We start from the raw sequence: 22,189 nt of genomic DNA on the forward strand, positions 1-22,189 counted from the left end.
AAATGACCGCACTATGGCCAAGGAAAAAGACACCGGGCGCAAGATGATCGCGCAGAACAAGAAGGCGCGGCACGACTACCACATCATCGACACCTACGAGTGCGGGCTCGTGCTCATGGGTACCGAGGTGAAGTCCCTGCGGATGGGCAGGGCCTCGCTGGTGGACGGCTTCGTCCAGATCGACCAGCACGAGGCGTGGCTGCACAACATCCACGTACCCGAGTACGTCCAGGGCACCTGGACCAACCACGCGGCGAAGCGCAAGCGGAAGCTGCTGATGCACCGGGCCGAGATCGACAAGCTGGAGTCGAAGTCCAAGGAGACCGGGCACACCATCGTCCCGCTCGCCCTGTACTTCAAGGACGGCCGGGTCAAGGTCGAGATCGCCCTCGCGAAGGGCAAGAAGGAGTACGACAAGCGCCAGACGCTCCGCGAGAAGCAGGACACCCGCGAGACCAACCGCGCCATCTCGGCGGCCCGCCGCCGGCAGCGCAGCGCGTGAGAGGCCCGCACTCCGGGCCTCCGGCGGGTTCGTGGGGCGCGGTCCCGGGCAGAGGGGAAGGGTGACCGGTGGGAATACGCTGGCATCGTCCGGCGTTGGTCACGTACGATGGGCCGTGCACCCCAGCGAGGGTGCGCGTATTGAAAAATCAACATGGGGATGATCGGTTTCGACAGCGGATGTCGAAGCAGGGGAAGCGAGTCGAGGAAGCGGCAATGATCTCGTAAACCATATGTCGCAAACAATAATCGCCAATTCCAAGCGCGATTCCTCCGCCTTCGCTCTCGCTGCCTAATTAGCAGCTAGCGAAGACTCTGCGGAGTGTCAGCCCGGGGGTGGTCCCGACCCGGATCCTGGCATCACTAAGGGATCTAAACTTCTAAGCCCGGTCACGGGGCCTAGAAGGAAATCAAACAGTGACTGAGCCTGTCGGAGGCTTGTTCGCGTGACCTCCGGGGCTGAGAAAAGCGTAGCGAACTGCACTCGGAGAAGCCCTGGTTCCGCACCGTTGGACGCGGGTTCGATTCCCGCCATCTCCACAACCCCATGTAAACCTCTGCCCCGCGAGTTCGCTCGCGGGGCAGAGGTTTTTTCCGTGGAGATCCGGATTTCTTCCGTGGAGATCCGGATCAGGACGTCGGATTCAGAGCCGGGACAGCTCGTCCACCGGGTCGTCCAGGCCCGGCGGGCCCTGGGAGAGCGCGGTGAAGTGGAGCTGGGGGCCGTGCTGGTCCATGTTGTCGCGGGCCGCCCGGCCGCCGTGGGAGAGCGGAGCCACCTCCACGCAGTCGCCCTGCCGGCCCCTCTGCCGTGGCCTTGACGAAGGGGCCGACGACGGTGGGAGTGGTGGTCATGATGTGTTCCTCTTGTCCTGTTCGGTGCGCATGAACGGCATGATCTCGGTGATGCGCGTCAGTGAATCGGCAGGGCTCAGGGCGCTCGCCCGGAGGTTGTCGAAGGCGTCGGAGAAAGCGTCGAGCTGCCCGGACTGATCCATGAACAGTGTTCCGGTCGGATTTCCACACAGGCGATGCTGGGTTCCGCCGGAAAGTCGAAGAGCACGAAGGGGCTTTGAACTCCCGCATGCGCTCCCGCGTCGAACAGCAGCACGTGGAGCGTGATGTTGCGGCGTTCGGCCAGCCGGGTCAGCCGGGTCAGCCGGGTCAGATGGTGGAGCTGGTCGAGCATCACCGTGCGTCCGCCGACGATCCGCCGCAGAGCGCCCTCGGTCACGATCGCCCAGATCCTCGGCGGGTGTTCGCCGTCCAGGATGGACCGGCGCTCCCTCCGCACCTCGATCAACGAGTCCGCGTGTCCGGGCGGGAGGACCGCGGGACCTGCCGTGATGATGTGGCGGGTGTGGAGCAGACAGACCCGTTCACCCCGTCGACGAACGGCGACGCGCTCAAGGAAGGCGACCTCGCCGCCCGTGACCTGGCCGAGGCGCTGAAGCTCGCCCACATCGCCCTTCCTTCGCCGCGGGGCGACTTCCCCACCATCACCGACAAGCCGCTGGTGCAGCTCGGTGGAGCCTCGGCCGAACTGGTCCGCGAACCGGCGGCCCGGATCAGAGAGCGGGCGTAGGCGGTGGGTATGAGGCCCACGCCCGCAGACCCTGTCGCCTTCGGGTCACCGCACCGGACGGGCGGTGGATCAGCTCGGGTTGTCCCCGTGGGTCAGGGTCTCCCAGGCCACGAAGAGGTTGTTGCTGCCGGCCGGGCGGTTCTGCTCGGTCAGGGCCTGCGTGTTGGTCATCGCGATGCCCAGGCGGTTGTGCAGGGCGTTGTAGCCGACCTCGGTGACGGGGCCGAGGCCCAGGTTCAGCGAGCCGCCGCAGAGCCAGCTCGGGACGGCCTCGCCGCGCTGGTACTTGGACTGGAAACCGAGGGCCTGGCGCAGCCGCTCGCCGACGTCCGTGCCGTAGAGGTCCTGGCCCTGGATGCGGCTGGTCTCCGCGATGTGGGAGATGGCCGAGATGCCGTATCCGGTGTGCGTGAAGTCGCGGCACGTTTCCTGGGTGAGCCCGGTGACGAAAGTGGACTGGCCCTGCCAGTAGCTGACGATCTTCGCGGTGGTGTCGAGGTTCTGGCTCGGCACGGTCTTGGGCACCGTGCCGTCCGAGGCGAGGTAGACGTACGCCGCCGTGCGGGTGCGGAACTTCGCGAGCGCCTTGTCGTAGGAGGTCTTGTCCTCCAGGAAGACGGAGATGCCGACGGCCGCCTCCATCATCGACAGCTCCCAGTTGCCGTTGGAGTTCGAGCCGTTGATGACCTGCGGCAGGTAGACGTTGCGCAACATGGTCGAGAAGCGGGCGGAGTTGGGCCACGTCCCGGTGTACGTGTACGTGATGATCTCGGCGGCCTTGGGCCACGAGGAGCCCGCCCAGCCGGTCTGCAGCGGGGCGTTGCTGTTGGTGTGGCTGGTGATCGTCGCCGACCAGGCGTCCATCAGCTCGATGGACTTCTTCGCGTACCGCTCGTCGCGGGTGATGTACCAGGCGAGCGCGTCGGTGTACGCGGCGATGGCGTCCTCGCGCTCGTCCGTACAGCCGTTGTTGGGATTGGAGTACGAGCCGCACTCGACGGTCGCGCGAGGCTTGGCGGTGCGGCTCAGGCTCGCGTAACCGCTCGCCATCATCTGGTCGTACGCGCCCTTCCAGGGCTGCGCGCCGGCGTTGACCTTGGCGCGGGCGAAGTCCAGCTGATCCTGGGAGACGGCGACTCCGGGGTGGGTGAAGGTGGCCGGTGCGGCCTCGGCGCGCGGGGCGCCCGGACCGGAGAGGAAGCCGACGACGAGTGCGGCGGTCGCGGCGGCCACGGTGAGGAGGAGGGCGGGACGCCCGGGGCGGCGGCGGACCGCCTGGACGGGTGCGGGGGGAACTGGCATGTGGGGGCCATCCGTTCTCGTACGTGAACGAAGCACTGGGGGTTGAACACGCCTGCTGGCCGGTGACCATAGGTACAGACCAGAAAGCCGTCAAGACCGCCCGACAGACCCCCAGCTCAGCCAATGTTCATGTACGTGAACTCGATCGCCCCTGTGTGGGTCGGCTGGTAGTTCAGCTGGTGGGGACGTCGGTCCGCTTCCTGCGGCCCGCCCGCCCCGTCCCGAGGGCCGAGACCACGAGCGCGAGTCCGGCGGCGCAGGCGGGAGCGGCGTACCCGGGGATCGTGCCGCCGTGCTCCACCAGCCACCCGCCGGTGGCCGATCCCGCGGCGACACCGCCGAGCAGCGCGGTCACCGCGAGCGTCATGCCCTCATTCAACTGGGCCGCCGGGGTGAGGCGTTGGACCAGCGTCATGCCGGTCACCATGGTCGGCGCGGTGGCCGCCCCCGCCGCCAGCAGACAGAGCCCGAGGGCGAGGAGCGAGCCGGTGGTGGCGACCGCCAGCAGCGGCAGACACATCAGCGCGGTCATCGCGGCGAGGCAGGCCACCAGTCGTCCGGAGAGGTTACGTGCCGGGCGCAGCGCTCCGTAGAGCAGACCGGCCACGCAGGAGCCGGTGGCCTGGAGGGCGAGGACGGCGCCCCCGGCGTGCGCGATCGAGACGACCTCCATCGTGCCGAAGACCGCACCCGTAGCCAGGAAGACCGCGAGCAGGGCGGGCATGCCCGGGGAGCGGAACGGGGAGCGCGTCCGGACCGTACGGGGAGCGACCGGCGGCTCCGTGGAGCGCTGGGCCGCGAAGATCAGGATGCCGGTCGTCATCAGCACCGCCCCCGTGACCGTGCCCGCCTCCGGGAAGAGGGTGCCGCAGGCAGTGGCGGCGAGGACCGGGCCGAGCATGAAGCAGAGTTCGTCGGCGGCCTGTTCGAAGGAGTTGGCGGTGTGCAGGGCGGCCGGGTCGTTCCGGAGCAGATGCGACCAGCGGGCCCGGGACATCCCTCCCGTGTTGGGGGCGGTGGCCGTGGCGGAGTACGCGACGAAGAGGGTCCAGGCGGGGGCGTCGAGGCGGACGCAGAGCGCCAGGACGAGGGCTCCGGACGCGGCGAGAGCGGTTGCGGGCACCGCGATCCGGGCCTGGCCGTACCGGTCGACCAGTCGGGCCGTCAGGGGCGCCACCACCGCCGTCGCGACCAGGCCCGTCGCGGTCACCGCTCCTGCCAGGGCGTACGAGCCCCGCGACCCGGCGATCATCAGCACCGCGCTGACGCTGAACATCCCCATCGGCAGCCGGGCGAGCAGGTTCCCCGCCGTGAAGGCGCGGGCGCCCGGGGTGCGGAGCAGTCGCAGATACGCGCTGCCGGGTGCGGGCCGCCCGGGTATCGCGGGCGCGGCAGACGCGGCAGACGCGGCGGACGCGGCGGCCCGGGGGGCCCCGGGGGCCCCGGGGGACCCGGGGGACCCGGGGGAGGCGGGAGAGGGGGAGGGGGAGGGGGAGGGGGCGGGAGAGGGGGAGGGGCAGGGTGGGGCGGGAGTGGTGGCGGGGGCAGGATTCGGCACCCTGGCAGTCTCGGCCGCCCTCCGTCGTCCGGTCCAACACCGGCTCCGGCCCGATTCACGCACCTGTGTTGTAGATTTCCCCGGTGACCGTCCCCGACCTCGATCCCCGGCTGCTGCGCGCCTTCCTCGCCGTCGCCGAGGACCTGCACTTCACCCGGGCCGCCGCCCGCCTCTTCGTGGCCCAGCAGGCGCTGAGCCGGGACATCCGCAGGCTGGAGCGGCTGCTCGGTGCCGCGCTGTTCGTCCGTACGACCCGGCAGGTCGTCCTGACCCCGGACGGCGAACGGCTCGTCCCGCACGCCCGCCGGGTGCTCGACGCGCACGCCGCGCTGGGCGCCGCCTTCGCCGACCAGGCGGCCCGGCCGCTCCTGGTGGACCTGAACACGGACGGGATGACGGCCGCCCGGGTGCTGGACCGGGCACGCGAACTCGCCCCGGAATGCGAGCTGATGGCGCGCTTCGAGTCCGGGCTCACCTGGGCCGCCGGGGAGATCCTCGCCGGACGGCTGGACGCCTCCTTCGGGCGCGCCGGCGGGCTCGATCCCGCGGTGCTCGCCGGGCTCCACGTGCAGCCGGTGCGCTACGAGCCGATGGCCGTCCTGCTGCCGTCCACTCACCCTCTCGCCGCACGCGAGGTCGTCGCCCTCGCCGATCTGGCCGGGGAAACCGTCTACGCCGGGGCGGGCAATGCGCGCACCCGGGAATGGACCGACCTCGCCGCACTCCTTTTCGAAGAGTGGGGCATCCATCTGGCACCACCCACTCCGCTTGCCGTAGGGGTGGCCGAATTTCAACGGATCATGGCGAAGGCAGGGCACCCGGTGCTCGCGGTTGTCGGTTTTCCTCCGCTTCCGGGTACCGTGCTCCGCCCCCTCGTGCGCCCCGTCCCACTCTCTCCGCTCCTGCTGGTCCACCGGAAGGGGATGCGGCACCCCGGTCTGGACGCACTCCGTACGGCCGCCGTTCAACTTCAGTCGTCAGAAGGGTGGATGGTACGCCCACCTGGTTCCTGGCTGCCCGAAACGGATGCCGCGACGATGGCGTACCAGGGGTGAAGGACAACCCGATCCGGGGACATTGGCGTCAGCATCGTGCGCTACATTCATCAGTCCGGGCACAAGGTGAACGTGGTGCGCGGACGGGGTGGGGACCCAGTCCGACGGCATGAAACCAGTCATTCATGTGTGCCGGAAACACTGAGTGGGGGATGTGCGAACACCTGTGGAAAATTGGCGAGAAGGCACCCGGACCGGGCACAGCCACGAGCCGCACGACGTGACGATCCAGCTGGACGGGCTGGGGCGTCAACTCTCCGAGCTCAAGACCGAACCCGGCACTCCGGAGGCTTCGGACGGCCCCGTCTTCGTGGACGAGAGCGGACGCCGGAGCAAGAACTTCCGAAGGGCCGGCTGGCTGGTGGCCGCGGCCTGCACCGTCTTCGCCGCCGTCCTCGTCTCCTCGCTCTTCGGCGGCAGCTCGGTCGCGCCGTGGCTCCCGCTCACCAGCCAGGAGCAGAAGAAGGCCGACGAGGACAAGGGCGCGGACACGCCCGCCGCGGACCCGTCCAGCTCGACCGATGTCGCCGGCATCACCGACCCGGGCGCGACCAACGGCCCGACGCCCGGCGCCGGAGCCACGGGCGCGGCTTCCCCGGGCGCCACCGGATCGTCGGCGAACGCCTCCACCGGCGCGTCCGCCTCCGACCCGGCCGAAAGCCCCGCCGCGGGCAAGCCCGCCGGATCGTCCGCGACCACCGGCGGCGGATCGAGCCCCAAGCCTTCCGCGTCGGCCTCGGCGTCCGCGCCGCCCACCGACACCACCCCGACGGACCCGGTCGACCCGCCCGTCACGCCGACGACAGCCCCCACCACCGAGCCGCCGGTCGTATCACCAGAAAGCAGCACCCCGTAAATGACTCAGCCCGCACCGCTGGTCAGGAACCGCCGCAAGGCCAAGGCCAAGCGCAGGTTGCCGCTGCGCTACCTCCTGCCGTTCCTGCTTCTGGTGGCCCTGCTCGCCATGCTCGTGCTGCGCGGTTACGTGAACAGCGAGATCGCCGCCGACCACCGCGTCCGCAACCCCGTCGGGACCGACCAGGTACCCGAGCACATCCTCGACGGCGGTCCCGTCATCGACGCCCGGTCGAAGACCGAGCCCGCCACCTCGGTGCGCATTCCCGACCACCACATCGTGCTGACCTTCGACGACGGCCCGGACCCGGAGTGGACGCCCCGGGTGCTGGACAAGCTGAAGGAGTACCACGCCCACGGCGTGTTCTTCGTCACAGGCACCATGGCCTCCCGCTACCCGGAACTCGTCCGGCGCATGGTGGACGAGGGCCACGAGGTCGGGCTGCACACCTTCAACCACCCCGACCTCTCCTACCAGTCCAGCAGCCGGATCGACTGGGAGCTCTCCGAGAACCAGCTCGCCCTCGCGGGCGCCGCCGGTGTCCACAGTTCCCTCTTCCGGCCGCCGTACTCCTCGTTCGCCGACGCGATGGACGACAAGTCCTGGCCCGTCGCCCAGTACATCGGCAGCCGCGGCTACCTCACCGTCGTCAACGACACCGACAGTGAGGACTGGAAGCGCCCCGGCGTCCGGACGATCATCAAGAACGCCACGCCCAAGCACGGCAAGGGCGCGATCATCCTGATGCACGACTCCGGCGGCGACCGCTCCCAGACACTGGCCGCGCTCGACCGCTTCCTGCCCTCCATGCAGGAGGAGGGGTACGAGTTCACCAACCTGACCACCGCGCTCGGCGCCCCGAGCGCGCTCACCCCGGTCAGCGGGGCCGCGCTCTGGAAGGGCAAGACCTTCGTCACCGCGGTGGGCTTCTCCGAGGACGTCACCGGCGTCCTGGTGGCCGGTCTCTCCGTGGTCGGCGTCCTCGTCATCGGCCGCTTCGGCCTGATGCTGCTGCTCTCCTTCGTGCACGCCCGCCGGGTCCGCCGCAGGAACTTCCGCTGGGGCGACGCCCCCGTCTCCGGCCGGGTGTCCGTGCTCGTGCCCGCGTACAACGAGCGCAAGTGCATCGAGGCGACCGTCCGTTCCCTCATGGCCAGCGACCATCCGATCGAGATCATCGTCATCGACGACGGCTCGACCGACGGCACCGCCGACGTCGTCGAAGCCATGCGGCTGCCAGGCGTCCGCGTGGTGCGCCAGCAGAACGCGGGCAAGCCCGCCGCGCTCAACAACGGCATCGCGCACGCCCGGTACGACATCGTCGTGATGATGGACGGGGACACCGTCTTCGAGCCGTCCACCGTCCGCGAACTCGTCCAGCCCTTCGCCGACCCCAAGGTCGGCGCGGTGGCGGGCAACGCCAAGGTCGGCAACCGCGACTCGCTCATCGGCGCCTGGCAGCACATCGAGTACGTGATGGGCTTCAACCTGGACCGCCGGATGTACGACGTCCTGCGCTGCATGCCCACCATCCCCGGCGCGGTCGGAGCCTTCCGCCGCACCGCGCTGGACCGGGTCGGCGGCATGAGCGAGGACACCCTCGCCGAGGACACCGACATCACGATGGCCCTCCACCGCGACGGCTGGGACGTCGTCTACGCGGAGAACGCCCGCGCCTGGACCGAGGCACCGGAGTCCGTGCAGCAGCTGTGGTCCCAGCGCTACCGCTGGTCCTACGGCACCATGCAGGCCATCTGGAAGCACCGCGGCGCCGTCTTCGACCGGGGGCACTCCGGCCGTTTCGGCCGCGTCGGCCTGCCGTTCGTCTCCCTCTTCATGGTGGTCGCCCCGCTGCTCGCCCCGCTCATCGACGTCTTCCTGGTGTACGGGCTGATCTTCGGCCCCACCGGCAAGACCGTCGCCGCGTGGTTCGGCGTGCTGCTGGTCCAGGTCATCTGCGCCGCCTACGCGTTCCGGCTCGACAAGGAACGCATGACCCACCTGATCTCCCTGCCGCTCCAGCAGATCCTCTACCGGCAGCTCATGTACGTCGTGCTGCTCCAGTCCTGGATCACCGCCCTCACCGGCGGCCGGCTCCGCTGGCAGAAACTGCGCCGCACCGGCGTCCTGGACGCCCCCGGCGCGGCACCGGGAGCACGCGCCGCCGCAGGCGCCGACCACCGGAGGCCCGTCGGATGAGCTGGAACGAACCCACCCCGAGCGGCGAGGACACCGCGCGACTGCGCGTACCCGCGCCCGCCGCGCACCGCCGCGCCCCGCAGGCCCGTCAGGCGCCCGGAGCCCCCGCGCCGTCACTGCCCTACGCCACCGGCCCCGGCAGCCACCTCGGCGACGGCACCGGCTCCGGGTACCCGGCCCCCGCCCCGCACCACGGGCGGCACGCCGGAGGCCCCGCCGTACCCGAGGCACCCGAGCCGGCGGACGCCGCCCCGGCGGCCCCGAAGCGGCCCGTCCGCGACCGCTACCTGGACGTGCTGCGTTCCGTCGCCCTGGTCCGCGTGGTGGTGTACCACCTCTTCGGCTGGGCCTGGCTGACCGTCCTCTTCCCGTCCATGGGCGTGATGTTCACGCTGGCCGGATCGCTGATGGCCCGCTCGCTGGCGCGCCCCGCCTGGAGCGTCATCCGCAGCCGGGTGCGGCGGCTGCTCCCTCCGATGTGGCTGTTCTCCGCCGTCGCGCTGCCGATGATGTTCTGGCTCGGCTGGAAGCCCGTGAAGGAGGAGGGGCTCTGGTGGTTCGTCCGCCTGGCGAGCTACGTCCTGCCGGTCGGTTCCCCGCCCTACCCCGAGGAGAGCGGCTCCGAGGGCGGCTGGCTCGAAATCACCTGGGCCGACCAGGCGGCCGGCCCGCTCTGGTACATCCGTGCCTACCTGTGGTTCGTGATCGCGTCCCCGCTGCTGCTCAAGGCGTTCCGCAAGATGCCCTGGGCGACGATGCTCGCGCCGATCGGCCTCACCGCGATCTTCGGCACCGGTCTGGTCACCATCCCGGGCGCGACCGGCGAAGGAGTCGTGGACTTCACGGTGTTCGCCTCCTGCTGGATCCTCGGCTTCGCCCACCACGACGGTCTGCTGAAGCAGGTCCCGCGCTATCTCGCCGTCTCCTCGGCCGCGATCATCATGGGCTTCGGCATCTGGTGGGCCTCCGGACACCTCACCGAAGAGGGCTGGAACCTCGACGAGATCCCGCTCGCCCAGGCCACCTGGTCCTTCGGGTTCTGCCTGATCCTGCTCCAGTACGCCCCGTCGTGGGAGAAGCTGCCCGGCCGCCTCGCCCCGTACGACGGACTCGTCACGCTCGCCAACAACCGTGCCGTGACGATCTACATATGGCACAACCTGCTGCTCATGGCGACCGTGCCGTTGATAGACCAGATGTGGCGGATCGGCTGGGTCGACGAGCACCTCGGCCCCTACTCCGACGGCCTCTACACCGGGCTGAGCCTGGTCCTGATATGGCCGCTGATAGGGCTCGCGATCCTGGCCTTCGGCTGGGTGGAGGACGTCGCGGCGAAACGCAGGCCACGGCTCTGGCCGTCCGGCAAGCCCGCCCGGCCGACGCCCGTACCCGCGTCCGCCGGTGGTGGCCACCGGCACTGACCGGCCGCCGCGGCGCCCCCCCCGGCGGACCGTCCCGCGACATGTCGTCGTTCTCACCGGGCCGCCCCCGGCCCGGTGAGAGCAAGGTTGCGCACCGGTCACCTCGGGGCACGGCACGGTAACCCGCCTTCCCTAGCGTCGGAGACAACACCCCGACCCCCGTGGAGGCGCGTGATGGCTGGCCGTTGGATCGAGCACTGGGACCCGGAGGACGAGACCTTCTGGCAGCAGAAGGGCCGCCCGGTGGCCCGCCGGAACCTCTGGTTCTCCGTCCTCTCCGAGCACATCGGGTTCTCCGTCTGGTCCCTCTGGTCCGTGATGGTCCTCTTCATGGGCCCGGAGTACGGGATCGACCCTGCGGGCAAGTTCTTCCTGATCTCCACCGCCACCCTGGTCGGGGCGATCGTCCGCGTCCCGTACACCTTCGCCGTCGCCCGGTTCGGCGGCCGCAACTGGACGGTCTTCAGCGCCCTTTCGCTGCTGGTGCCGACCGCCGTCGCGTTCGCGGTGATGGAACCCGGCACCTCGTACGGCACCTTCGTGGCCGTCGCGGCCCTCGCCGGCATCGGCGGCGGCAACTTCGCCTCCTCGATGACCAACATCAACGCCTTCTTCCCCCTGCGCGAGAAGGGCTGGGCGCTCGGACTCAACGCGGGCGGCGGCAACATCGGCGTCCCCGTCGTGCAGCTCATCGGCCTGCTGGTCATCGGCACCGCAGGCGCCACCCACCCCCGGATCGTCCTCGGCGTGTACGTCCCGCTCATCGTGGTCGCCGCGCTCTGCGCCGCCCGGTACATGGACAACCTCGCGCCCGTACGGAACGACACCGGGGCCGCCAAGCAGGCGGTGCGCGAGGCGCACACCTGGATCATGGCCGTCCTCTACGTCGGCACCTTCGGCTCCTTCATCGGCTTCAGCTTCGCCTTCGGCCTGGTCCTCCAGACGCAGTTCGGCCGCACCCCGCTCCAGGCCGCCTCGCTCACCTTCATCGGCCCGCTGCTCGGCTCGCTGATCCGTCCCCTCGGCGGCAGGCTCGCCGACCGGCACGGGGGCGCCCGCATCACCCTCTGGAACTTCGCGGCCATGGCGGCGGCCACCGGAGTCGTCGTGTACGCCTCCGGCGCCGAATCGCTGCCGGTCTTCCTCGTCGGCTTCATCTCCCTGTTCGTCCTGTCCGGCCTCGGCAACGGCTCGACGTTCAAGATGATCCCGGGCATCTTCCACGCCAAGGCCGTCAGCCGCGGCCTGCGCGGCGAGGAGGCGGCGGCCGAGGGGCGGCGGCTCTCCGGGGCGGCCATGGGCCTCATCGGTGCGGTGGGCGCCATCGGCGGCCTCGCCATCAACCTGGCCTTCCGTCAGTCCTTCCAGACCTCTGGCGCCGGAACGGCCGCCTTCTGGTCCTTCCTCGCCTTCTACGCGGTGTGCTCGGCCCTCACCTGGGCGGTATACCTTCGCCGTCCGGTGACCGCTCCCGCCAAGGCCCCGCTCGGCTTCGCGGAGGTCTGACGGCGCCCGGCGGGCCGCCGACGGCCCCTCAGGGCGGCAACTCGATACGGGCCCCGGGCGTCGAAGGACGTAACGGGCGGGAAATACGGGGGAACCGAGCCTGTCACGCGGGGTTGGCAGTCTCGGTCCACCGCACAGCGGCAGCGACCGCGGGAACGAGAGCCGGGTAGATCACGCCATGCAGGAAGTCGAAGCCACACAAGGCCCCCTCGCGGGCTTCACGGTCGGAGTGACCGCGGCCCGGCGGGCCACGGAGCTCGGCACGCTGCTCCAGCGCCGCGGAGCCCAGGTCGTCCAAGCCCCCGCGTTGCGGATCGTGCAGCTCGCGGACGACAGAGAACTGCTCGCCGCCACCGAGGAACTGATCGCCCACGCCCCCGACGTCGTGATCGCCACCACCGCCATCGGCTTCCGGGGCTGGGTCGAGGCGGCCGACGGCTGGGGCATCGGCGAACAGCTGCTGGACCGGCTGCGCGGCGTCGAACTCCTGGCGCGCGGACCCAAGGTGAAGGGCGCCATCCGGGCGGCCGGCCTCACCGAAACCTGGTCGGCCGCCTCGGAGTCCATGGCCGAGGTGCTGGAACGGCTCCTCGACGAGGGCGTGGACGGCCGCCGCGTCGCCCTCCAGCTGCACGGCGAACCGCTCCCCGGATTCGCCGAGAGCCTCCGCGCCGCAGGCGCCGAGGTCATCGACCTCCCCGTCTACCGCTGGATGCCCCCGCAGGACCTCGCCCCCCTCGACCGGATGCTCGACCTCACCGCCGCCCGCGGACTCGACGCGATCACCTTCACCAGCGCCCCCGCCGCGGCCTCCTTCCTCGACCGCGCCCAGACCCGCGGCATGGCCCCCGAGGTGCTCGGCGCCCTCCACGACGACCTGCTGGTCGCCTGCGTCGGCCCGGTCACCGCGCTGCCGCTCCAGGCCCGGGGCATCGAGACCGTCCAGCCCGAACGCTTCCGGCTCGGCCCGCTCGTCCAGCTCCTCTGCGCCCAGCTCCCCGCCCGCTCCCGCACCCTGCCGGTCGCGGGCCACCAGATCACCGTGCGCGGCCACGCGGCGCTCGTCGACGGGGCGCTGCGCCCGGTGCCCCCCGCGGGGATGGCCCTGCTGCACGCGCTGACCCGCCGCCCCGGCTGGGTGGTCTCCCGCGCCGACCTGCTGCGGGCGCTGCCCGGCAGCGGCTCCGACGAGCACGCCGTGGAGACCGCGATGGCCCGGCTGCGCTCCGCGCTCGGCTCGCCCCGACTGATCCAGACGGTGGTCAAGCGCGGCTACCGGCTGGCCCTGGACCCGGTGGCGGACACCAAGTACGGCGACTGAGCCCGGACTCCGCGCGGCACGGCGCCGAGCACCCACGACCCCGGCGCGCGGAGCCCGTACGGGGGCCCGGGCGCCAAAAGGCCGTGCGGAGGCCGGGGGTAGCGTGCCGGGATGACCGACGCACCGTACCCGCTCTCCGCCGGCAGATTCCTGCGCCCGACCACCGCCTCCGACGCCCCCGCGCTCGCCGGCGCGCTGCTGCGCAGCCGTACGTACATGGCCCCCTTCGAACCGGTGCGCCCCGACAGCTTCTACACGCCCGAGGGCCAGGCAGAACGCCTCGCCGGCCACCTCGCCGCGGGAGGACACGCCTGGGTCGCCGTCGACGAGGAGGACCGGGCGGTCGGCTCCTTCACCCTCTCCGGGGTGGCCCTCGGCGCGTTCCGCAGCGCGGTCTTCGGCTACTGGGTCGCGGTCGAGCAGGCCGGCCGGGGCCTCGCCACCGCGTCCGTCCGCCGGATCTGCGAGCTCGCCCGCGACGACCTCGGGCTGCACCGGGTCGAGGCCGGCGTCCTGCTGTACAACACCGCCTCGCGGCGAGTGCTGGAGAAGAGCGGCTTCGAGGAGTTCGGCCTGGCCCCCAAGTTCCTGTACATCGACGGGGAATGGCGCGACCACCGGCTCTTCCAGCGCATCCTGCACGACGAGCCCCCGCAGCTCTGACACAGGCACCCCGCGTCCGACCGGGTCCCGGTACGCGATCGGGGCGCCCCGCCTGATGCGCACCGGCCCCCCGTCGCGTACGGTTGACGGCTGCCCAACGCACGTCAGAAAGGGGCCTCGGTGGCCGCGCAGGATGCCGCTGTCGATTCTCTGCGGGACCGCGAGATCGGTGTCGAACAGGATCATCTGGACCGGGTCTACGACCGCCTCGAAGAGAAGATCGACGAGGCTCAATTCCTCATGCACGACGCCGTCAAGCGAGGCCAGGTCGGTACCCCCGGCGCCCTCGCCGAACGGGACGCCCAGGTGTTCCGGGCGGGCATTCACCTCAACCGGCTGCACAACGAGTTCGAGGACTTCCTCTTCGGCCGCGTCGACCTGCTCCTCGGCAAGGACGGCGAGCGCGGACCCGACGGCGCCTTCACCTCGGTCGAGCCCGCCGACGAGGCCGTACGTCCGGACGACACCGCGGACATCGCCGAGACGCTGCACATCGGCCGGATCGGCGTGCTGGCGGCCGACTACTCGCCGCTGGTGATCGACTGGCGTGCCCCCGCCGCCGCGCCCTTCTACCGCTCCACCCCCAAGGAACCCGGGCGCGTCGTGCGCCGCCGCGTCATCCGCTCCCGGGGCCGCCGCGTCCTCGGCGTCGAGGACGACCTGATGCGCCCCGAGCTGACGGCGTACCTGGACGGCGAGAAGCTGCCCGTCATCGGCGACGGCGCCCTGATGGCCGCGCTGGGCCAGGCCCGCAGCCACACCATGCGGGACATCGTCTCGTCCATCCAGGCCGAGCAGGACCTGGTCATCCGCGCCCCCGCCGCCTCCGTCACCGAGGTCACCGGCGGCCCCGGCACCGGCAAGACCGCCGTGGCCCTGCACCGCGCCGCGTACCTCCTCTACCAGGACCGGCGGCGCTACGCGGGCGGCATCCTGATCGTCTCGCCGACCCCGCTGCTCGTCGCCTACACCGAGGGCGTGCTGCCCTCCCTCGGCGAGGAGGGGCAGGTCGCCATCCGCGCGGTCGGCTCCCTCTCCGACGAGGCGGCCGGCGTCGAGGGCGCCACCACCTACGACGAGCCCGCCGTGGCCCGTATCAAGGGTTCCTCCCGGATGCTCCAGGTCCTGCGCAAGGCCTCCCGCGGCGCCCTGGACCAGCCCGCCCCGCGCACCGCGCCCGCTCCGGCGCCCCGCGAGGACGGCCAGCTCTCCTTCGGCGAGCCGGAGCCCGCGGCCGGCACCGCGCCCGGCGGCGCGAGATCCGCGACCCCCACGCGGCTGCGCGTCGTCGCCTTCGGCGCCCGCGTCGAGCTGGAGGCCGACGAGCTCCAGCGCATCCGCCACAACGCGCTGGGCGGCTCCGCCCCCGTCAACCTGCTGCGCCCGCGCGCCCGCAAGCTGCTGCTCGACGCGCTGTGGAGCAAGTCGTCCGGCCGGGGCCGCTACACCGATCCCGAGCTGGCCGCCGAACTCCGCTCCTCCTTCGACGACGACGTCTCCACCGAGACCCCGTTCCTCGAATTCCTGGACGCCTGGTGGCCGGAGCTGACCCCGCGCGGGGTGCTCGCCGCGATGGCCGACGAGAAGCGGCTGGCCCGCTGGTCCCGCCGCGTCCTCAACCAGGGCGAAGTGCGCCGCCTCTCGCGCTCCCTCAAGCGGCTGGGCGCGGACGGCAAGGGCCCCCTCTCCGTGCACGACGTGGCGCTCCTGGACGAGCTCCAGGCCCTGCTGGGCGCACCCGCGCGGCCCCGCAAGAAGCGCGACCTGGACCCGCTCGACCAGCTCTCCGGCCTGGAAGAGCTGATGCCGCAGCGCGAGGAGACCCGCCGCGAGCGGGCTGAACGCCTGGCGGAGGAGCGCACCGAGTACGCGCACGTCATCGTCGACGAGGCGCAGGACCTGACGCCCATGCAGTGGCGGATGGTCGGGCGCCGGGGCCGGCACGCCACCTGGACCATCGTCGGTGACCCGGCACAGTCCTCCTGGTCCGACCCGGACGAGGCCGCCGCCGCGCGCGACGAGGCGCTCGGCAACCGCCCCCGCCGCCGTTTCACGCTCACCGTGAACTACCGCAACCCGGCGGAGATCGCCGAGCTCGCGTCGAAGGTGCTGGCGCTCGCCATGCCCGGCATGGAGTCGCCGTCCGCCGTCCGCTCCACGGGCATCGAGCCGCGCTTCGCGACCGTGGGCGACCAGGAGCTCGCCGCGTGCGTCCGCGAGGAGGCGCGCCGGCTGCTCGACCGGGTCGACGGCACCGTCGGCGTGGTCGTGGCCATGAACCGCCGCGTCCAGGCCCGCGCGTGGCTGTCCGAGCTGGGGGAGCGCGTGGTGGCGCTCGGCAGCCTGGAGGCCAAGGGACTGGAGTACGACGCCACGGTGGTGGTCTCCCCGGCGGAGATCGCCGACGAGTCCCCCGCCGGGCTGCGCGTCCTGTACGTGGCCCTCACCCGGGCGACGCAGCAGCTGACGGTGGTCTCGGCCGCCGCCGACCTGCCCGACGAGGACGGGGTGCCGGACCTGCTGCGGGACTGACGGGCCGGGCGCCGCAAGGGATTTCGCCCTGCGGCAGCCCGGTCACCGGGTCGCCGCAGGGGCCCGTACGGCCTCGGGAACACCCGCCGGGACGCGAACCGCGAGAGTCAACCCGCTGCGGGGGAATCACTTCTCACGGGTGTTTGTTAGCCTGGTGTCGGCACCGGCTCGATCCAAGCCCCCGGGCCCAACCTTCGTCGCTACGAGCGACCTCTTGCCGCGAGGCGAGCATGGCGGGTCGGTGCCGCTCACGTCATGGACAGGCCCGCGTCACCTCACGGTGGCGCGGGCCTGTTCTGCTTGGCGGGCACGGTCCACGGCCCCGGGATTCCCCCTCTCGCATCTCGGAAGTGATCTTTCGTACTGCGGCAGTGGTTACCGACTACTCGCCAGTAGGTGCGACGATCGTGGACGCGTGCGGGGCCCGGCCCCGCCGTCTAAGCAATGAAGCTCAGGAAAGCGAAGGACACGGCCATGGCAACGGCGCCCAGCGTCTCGTACTCGATGACGGTCCGGCTGGAGGTGCCCGCGAGCGGCACCGCGGTCTCCCAGCTCACCACGGCCGTGGAGTCCTCCGGCGGCTCGGTGACCGGCCTCGACGTGACCGCCTCCGGCCACGAGAAGCTGCGGATCGACGTCACCATCGCGGCGTCCTCCACCGCGCACGCCGAGGAGATCGTGGAGGGCCTGCGCGCCATCGACGGCGTCCTGCTGGGCAAGGTCTCCGACCGTACGTTCCTGATGCACCTCGGCGGCAAGATCGAGATGGCGTCCAAGCACCCCATCCGCAACCGTGACGACCTCTCGATGATCTACACCCCCGGTGTGGCCCGCGTCTGCATGGCGATCGCCGAGAACCCCGAGGACGCGCGCCGCCTGACCATCAAGCGCAACTCCGTCGCGGTCGTCACCGACGGCTCCGCCGTCCTCGGCCTCGGCAACATCGGCCCGATGGCCGCGCTCCCGGTCATGGAGGGCAAGGCCGCCCTCTTCAAGCGCTTCGCCGGCATCGACGCCTGGCCGATCTGCCTGGACACCCAGGACTCCGACGCCATCGTCGAGATCGTCAAGGCCATCGCCCCCGGCTTCGCGGGCATCAACCTGGAGGACATCTCCGCGCCGCGCTGCTTCGAGATCGAGGCCCGGCTGCGCGAGGCCCTCGACATCCCCGTCTTCCACGACGACCAGCACGGCACCGCCATCGTCGTGCTCGCCTCCCTCACCAACGCGCTGCGCGTGGTCGGCAAGTCCGTCGGTGACGTACGGGTCGTCATGTCCGGCGCCGGAGCCGCCGGTACGGCCATCCTGAAGCTCCTCATCGCCGCGGGCGTCAAGCACGCGGTCGTCGCCGACATCCACGGCGTGGTGCACGCGGGCCGCGAGGACCTGGTCGCCGCCCAGCCCGACTCGCCGCTGCGCTGGATCGCCGACAACACCAACCCGGAGGGCGTCACCGGCACCCTCAAGGAGGCCGTCGTCGGCGCGGACGTCTTCATCGGCGTCTCCGCCCCCAACGTCCTGGACGGCGACGACGTGGCCGCCATGGCGGACGGCGCGATCGTCTTCGCGCTGGCCAACCCGGACCCCGAGGTGGACCCGACGATCGCCCGCGAGACGGCTGCGGTCGTCGCGACCGGCCGCTCCGACTTCCCGAACCAGATCAACAACGTGCTGGTCTTCCCGGGCGTCTTCCGCGGTCTGCTCGACGCCCAGTCGCGCACCGTCAACACCGAGATGATGCTCGCCGCCGCCGGTGCCCTCGCCGACGTCGTCGCCGAGGACGAGCTGAACGCGAACTACATCATCCCGTCCGTCTTCAACGACAAGGTGGCCGGTGCCGTCGCCGGTGCCGTGCGCGCCGCCGCCAAGGCGGCCGCGGGCGCCGACGCCGCCCCCACCGGACAGCTCTGACCCGGGACACCCGAGCGACGGACCCCGGCCCCCGCGCGGCGCCCGGGCCCGGGTTCCGCGCGCGGTGCCGCGCTCCCGGCGCGACGCGCCGTACGGCGCGTCGCGGGTCGCCGTGTCCCAAACGCGCCTTTAGGGTGGCGGGCAGCGGGTACACGGTCGATCAGCGCCCGGGGCCCGGCATCCGCTGCGCACCGCTCCAGGAAGTCGACGGAACGTGACCATCGACGGACCGTGACGCTTTCCGTGTGACACCGGAGGGTTCCGGATTGGCTTTCCCGCCGCAGGTGGGGGCAGGATGCGTAATCGGGCGCGAGGGTCTGACATCAGACCCGGGTCCGGGGACTGTCAGAGGGCCCTGGCAGCATCGGCTTCGATCTCACGCCTCACAGGCAAGAAGAACACGGGAGTAACAACATGAACCGCAGTGAGCTGGTGGCCGCCCTGGCCGACCGCGCCGAGGTGACCCGCAAGGACGCCGACGCCGTGCTGGCCGCGCTCGCCGAGACCGTCGGTGAGATCGTCGCCAAGGGCGACGAGAAGGTCACCATCCCCGGCTTCCTGACCTTCGAGCGCACCCACCGTGCCGCTCGCACCGCTCGCAACCCGCAGACCGGCGACCCGATCAACATCCCGGCCGGCTACAGCGTGAAGGTCTCCGCGGGCTCCAAGCTCAAGGAAGCCGCCAAGGGCAAGTAAGTCCCACAGGCGCGTCGGAGGGCGGTCACCCGGACCAGGGTGGCCGCCCTCCGGCATATGCCCCCAGCCTGCTCACGCGAGTGGGCTGGAACCGCCCACGCTCGCCCGTAAGGGCCTGCGGCCCCCTCTCGGGGCCCCGTGGGCGCCCGAGGGCTCCCGCGCGGCGCAGGGGCCGTCCAGGGCGCTCCTGGAGCCGGGTGCGTGTATGGCTCACCTGTTCGGACGGGGTGCCCACGCCGCACACGCGTACGCGGGCGGGCTGCCCCCGCCGCACATGCGTAGCCGGGCGGGCTGCCCCCGCCGCACATGCGTGCCGGGCGGGGTGCCCACGCCGCGTACGCGTGAAGAGCCCGCCCCGCCCGCGTACGCGAGAAGCCCGCCGCCCCGGTCCCGCGCGATGCGGGCCGGGGCGGCGGGCTTCTCGGCCGGACGGGACCGGGAGCCGGTCAGACCAGCGCGCCGCCGGGCAGCTCGACCTTGGCGCCGAGCTTTTCGAGCTTCTCCATGAAGTTCTCGTAGCCCCGGTTGATCAGGTCGATGCCGTGGACCCGCGAGGTGCCCTCGGCCGCCAGCGCCGCGATCAGGTACGAGAAGCCGCCGCGCAGGTCGGGGATGACCAGATCCGCGCCCTGGAGCTTCGTCGGGCCGGAGACGACCGCGGAGTGCAGGAAGTTGCGCTGGCCGAAGCGGCAGTCGGAGCCGCCCAGGCACTCGCGGTACAGCTGGATGTGCGCACCCATCTGGTTGAGCGCCGAGGTGAAGCCGAGCCGGGACTCGTACACCGTCTCGTGGACGATGGACAGGCCGGTCGCCTGCGTCAGCGCCACCACCAGCGGCTGCTGCCAGTCGGTCTGGAAGCCCGGGTGGACGTCCGTCTCCAGCGCGATGGCCTTCAGCGGGCCGCCCGGGTGCCAGAAGCGGATGCCCTCGTCGTCGATCTCGAAGGCACCGCCGACCCGGCGGAAGGTGTTGAGGAAGGTCATCATCGAACGCTGCTGGGCGCCGCGCACGTAGATGTTGCCCCCGGTCGCGAGCGCCGCCGACGCCCAGGAAGCCGCCTCCAGGCGGTCCGGGATCGCCCGGTGGGTGTACCCGTCGAGCTTGTCGACACCGGTGATCCGGATGGTCCGGTCGGTGTCCATGGAGATGATCGCGCCCATCTTCTGCAGTACGCAGATGAGGTCCTCGATCTCCGGTTCCACGGCCGCGTTGGACAGCTCGGTGACACCCTCGGCGAGCACCGCCGTCAGCAGCACCTGCTCGGTGGAGCCCACCGAGGGGTACGGCAGCCGGATCTTCGTACCGCGCAGCCGCTGCGGGGCCTCCAGGTACTGCCCGTCCGCCCGCTTCTCGATCGTCGCGCCGAAGCGGCGCAACACGTCGAAGTGGAAGTCGATGGGCCGGCCGCCGATGTCGCAGCCGCCGAGACCGGGGATGAAGGCGTGGCCGAGGCGGTGGAGCAGCGGACCGCAGAAGAGGATCGGGATGCGGGACGAACCCGCGTGCGCGTCGATGTCGGCGACATTGGCGCTCTCGACGTGCGTCGGGTCCAGGACCAGCTCGCCCGGCTCCTCACCCGGGCGCACCGTCACGCCGTGCAGCTGCAGCAGACCCCGGACGACCCGCACGTCACGGATGTCGGGAACGTTGCGCAGCCTGCTGGGACCGCTGCCGAGCAGAGCGGCGACCATTGCCTTGGGCACCAGGTTCTTGGCGCCTCGGACGCGGATTTCGCCCTCCAGCGGGGTGCCGCCGTGGACAAGCAGGACATCGTCTGTGCCGGTCATGAATCTCGCGTTCCGGAGTGGTCGGGCAGGGGGCCGATGAAAAGGGTAATGGCCTCCTACCCTCCGCCCGGCAGGCGATGCGGCGTGTACCGGTGTAAGGAATCCGACGGGACACGCTCCGCGCGCCGCCCCTCGCGCAGCGTCACCGCATTGCCGGCCTCCCGGGCGTGCGCTCCCCCGTGCTCCCGCGCGCCCGAACCGTGGCCCCCGGGCGGTACCGCGGGACGGCCCGTTGGCCCCCGCGCGGGCCCGGGATGCGGGATCATCTCCCCATGACCGAGGTGTCCTCCCTCACAGGCCGGCTGCTGGTGGCCACACCCGCGCTCGCGGACCCGAACTTCGACCGCGCGGTGGTGCTCCTCCTCGACCACGACCAGGAGGGCTCGCTCGGCGTGATCCTCAACCGCCCCACCCCGGTGGAGGTCGGCGACATCCTCGAACCCTGGGCCGGCCTCTCGGGCGCGCCGGACGTCGTCTTCCAGGGCGGACCGGTGTCGCTGGACTCCGCCCTCGGCGTGGCCGTCATCCCCGGCGACGAGGGCCCGCTCGGCTGGCGGCGGGTGCACGGCGCGATCGGCCTGGTCGACCTGGAGGCCCCGCCGCAACTCCTCGCGGCGGCCCTCGGCTCGCTGCGGATCTTCGCCGGATACGCCGGCTGGGGCCCCGGCCAACTGGAGGCCGAGCTGGAGGGAGGCGCCTGGTACGTGGTCGATTCGGAGCCCGGCGACGTCGCCTCCCCGCAGCCGGAGAAACTCTGGCGTGCCGTCCTGCGACGCCAGCGCAGCGAACTGGCCATGATCGCCACGTATCCCGACGACCCTTCGCTGAACTGACGGCCGCGCTCTTCAGTACCCTTGGCGCTCATGAGCACTCTTGAGCCCGAGCGCGGGGCAGGTACGGGGACCCTCGTAGAGCCGACACCGCAGGTGTCGAACGGCGACGGCGACCACGAGCGCTACGCCCATTACGTCCAGAAGGACAAGATCATGGCGAGCGCCCTGGAGGGCACGCCCGTGGTCGCACTCTGCGGGAAGGTCTGGGTACCGGGGCGCGACCCCAAGAAGTACCCGGTCTGTCCGATGTGCAAGGAGATCTACGAGTCCATGGGCGCCGGCGGCGGCAAGGACAAGGGCGGCAACGACAAGAAGTAGTCGCGGGCGGTCCTCCCCCGTCGGGGAGCCGGCCTTCCCGGAACACCGGTCCCCGTGTCCCGCCGGGCACGGGGATCAGCTGTGCCCGGCGGTCCCCGGCGTGCTCGCCGCCCGCGTCCGGTGCCCTGGCCGCCCGCGTCCGGGC

At 71.5% G+C, this 22,189-nt stretch carries 18 protein-coding genes, 1 other RNA gene and 1 pseudogene; 15 read left to right on the plus strand and 5 right to left on the minus strand.

What is annotated here, in order from left to right:
* Positions 1-13 precede the first annotated feature (13 nt).
* Together smpB and ssrA are read left to right on the plus strand one after the other, a co-directional pair.
* Entirely contained in the window at positions 14-502 is a 489-nt protein-coding gene (smpB, locus tag OHT52_RS19125) for an SsrA-binding protein SmpB (RefSeq protein ID WP_327176063.1), read from the plus strand.
* A gap of 155 nt (positions 503-657) precedes the next feature.
* Positions 658-1,044, plus strand: a transfer-messenger RNA (tmRNA) gene (gene ssrA, locus OHT52_RS19130).
* 101 nt (positions 1,045-1,145) lie between these two features.
* On the opposite strand, the gene OHT52_RS19135 is transcribed toward ssrA, so the two are convergent.
* Both OHT52_RS19135 and OHT52_RS31525 read right to left on the minus strand, forming a co-directional pair.
* Positions 1,146-1,286 (minus strand): hypothetical protein, encoded by a 141-nt coding sequence (locus OHT52_RS19135; protein WP_328721406.1) that lies wholly within the window; start codon positions 1,284-1,286, stop codon positions 1,146-1,148.
* A gap of 66 nt (positions 1,287-1,352) precedes the next feature.
* Positions 1,353-1,963: pseudogene (locus OHT52_RS31525) on the minus strand (DUF5753 domain-containing protein).
* Here OHT52_RS31525 and OHT52_RS19150 point away from each other — a divergent pair.
* Positions 1,862-2,086, plus strand: coding sequence for a hypothetical protein (locus OHT52_RS19150; RefSeq protein ID WP_328721407.1), 225 nt, complete (start codon positions 1,862-1,864; stop codon positions 2,084-2,086). The pseudogene OHT52_RS31525 and the gene OHT52_RS19150 overlap by 102 nt on opposite strands.
* Positions 2,087-2,155: 69 nt before the next feature.
* Here OHT52_RS19150 and OHT52_RS19155 read toward each other — a convergent pair whose 3' ends face one another.
* Positions 2,156-3,388 (minus strand): alginate lyase family protein, encoded by a 1,233-nt coding sequence (locus OHT52_RS19155; protein WP_328721408.1) that lies wholly within the window; start codon positions 3,386-3,388, stop codon positions 2,156-2,158.
* Positions 3,389-3,560: 172 nt separating this feature from the next.
* The gene (locus tag OHT52_RS19160; RefSeq protein WP_328723808.1) at positions 3,561-4,769 is read right to left on the minus strand and encodes an MFS transporter; all 1,209 of its coding nucleotides are present in this window, start codon (positions 4,767-4,769) and stop codon (positions 3,561-3,563) included.
* A 260-nt stretch (positions 4,770-5,029) separates the two neighbouring features.
* Between OHT52_RS19160 and OHT52_RS19165 the strand changes: the two genes are divergently transcribed.
* From OHT52_RS19165 to OHT52_RS19210, 10 genes are all read left to right on the plus strand, one after another.
* A complete protein-coding gene (locus OHT52_RS19165) occupies positions 5,030-6,001 on the plus strand; it encodes a LysR family transcriptional regulator (protein WP_328721409.1) in 972 nt (323 codons plus the stop codon).
* Between the two features lie 166 nt (positions 6,002-6,167).
* Positions 6,168-6,857, plus strand: coding sequence for a hypothetical protein (locus OHT52_RS19170; RefSeq protein ID WP_328721410.1), 690 nt, complete (start codon positions 6,168-6,170; stop codon positions 6,855-6,857).
* A 63-nt stretch (positions 6,858-6,920) separates the two neighbouring features.
* Positions 6,921-9,056 (plus strand): glycosyltransferase, encoded by a 2,136-nt coding sequence (locus OHT52_RS19175; protein ID WP_328723809.1) that lies wholly within the window; start codon positions 6,921-6,923, stop codon positions 9,054-9,056.
* Positions 9,053-10,477, plus strand: coding sequence for an acyltransferase family protein (locus tag OHT52_RS19180; protein ID WP_328721411.1), 1,425 nt, complete (start codon positions 9,053-9,055; stop codon positions 10,475-10,477). The genes OHT52_RS19175 and OHT52_RS19180 overlap by 4 nt, the downstream gene beginning before the upstream one ends.
* A 174-nt stretch (positions 10,478-10,651) precedes the next feature.
* Positions 10,652-11,983, plus strand: a complete 1,332-nt coding sequence (locus tag OHT52_RS19185) for a nitrate/nitrite transporter (protein WP_328721412.1) — start codon at positions 10,652-10,654, stop codon at positions 11,981-11,983.
* Between the two features lie 178 nt (positions 11,984-12,161).
* Entirely contained in the window at positions 12,162-13,304 is a 1,143-nt protein-coding gene (locus OHT52_RS19190) for a uroporphyrinogen-III synthase (RefSeq protein ID WP_328721413.1), read from the plus strand.
* A gap of 111 nt (positions 13,305-13,415) precedes the next feature.
* The gene (locus OHT52_RS19195; protein WP_328721414.1) at positions 13,416-13,967 is read left to right on the plus strand and encodes a GNAT family N-acetyltransferase; all 552 of its coding nucleotides are present in this window, start codon (positions 13,416-13,418) and stop codon (positions 13,965-13,967) included.
* A 120-nt stretch (positions 13,968-14,087) separates the two neighbouring features.
* Complete coding sequence (locus OHT52_RS19200; RefSeq protein ID WP_328721415.1) at positions 14,088-16,499, plus strand: HelD family protein; 2,412 nt, start codon at positions 14,088-14,090, stop codon at positions 16,497-16,499.
* A 474-nt stretch (positions 16,500-16,973) separates the two neighbouring features.
* Entirely contained in the window at positions 16,974-18,410 is a 1,437-nt protein-coding gene (locus OHT52_RS19205) for an NAD-dependent malic enzyme (RefSeq protein ID WP_328721416.1), read from the plus strand.
* Between the two features lie 414 nt (positions 18,411-18,824).
* The gene (locus OHT52_RS19210) at positions 18,825-19,106 is read left to right on the plus strand and encodes an HU family DNA-binding protein (protein WP_003968811.1); all 282 of its coding nucleotides are present in this window, start codon (positions 18,825-18,827) and stop codon (positions 19,104-19,106) included.
* Positions 19,107-19,552: 446 nt separating this feature from the next.
* Here OHT52_RS19210 and murA read toward each other — a convergent pair whose 3' ends face one another.
* On the minus strand, positions 19,553-20,893 hold the full coding sequence (gene murA / locus OHT52_RS19215; protein WP_328721417.1) for a UDP-N-acetylglucosamine 1-carboxyvinyltransferase: 1,341 nt from the start codon (positions 20,891-20,893) through the stop codon (positions 19,553-19,555).
* 272 nt (positions 20,894-21,165) lie between these two features.
* Here murA and OHT52_RS19220 point away from each other — a divergent pair, with 272 nt between their 5' ends.
* Positions 21,166-21,726: a YqgE/AlgH family protein gene (locus OHT52_RS19220; protein WP_328721418.1), complete on the plus strand. Its 561-nt coding sequence runs from the start codon at positions 21,166-21,168 to the stop codon at positions 21,724-21,726.
* Between the two features lie 30 nt (positions 21,727-21,756).
* Entirely contained in the window at positions 21,757-22,044 is a 288-nt protein-coding gene (locus OHT52_RS19225; protein WP_328721419.1) for a DUF3039 domain-containing protein, read from the plus strand.
* Positions 22,045-22,189 lie beyond the last annotated feature (145 nt).

This window comes from Streptomyces sp. NBC_00247, from assembly GCF_036188265.1.
Lineage (GTDB): Bacteria > Actinomycetota > Actinomycetes > Streptomycetales > Streptomycetaceae > Streptomyces.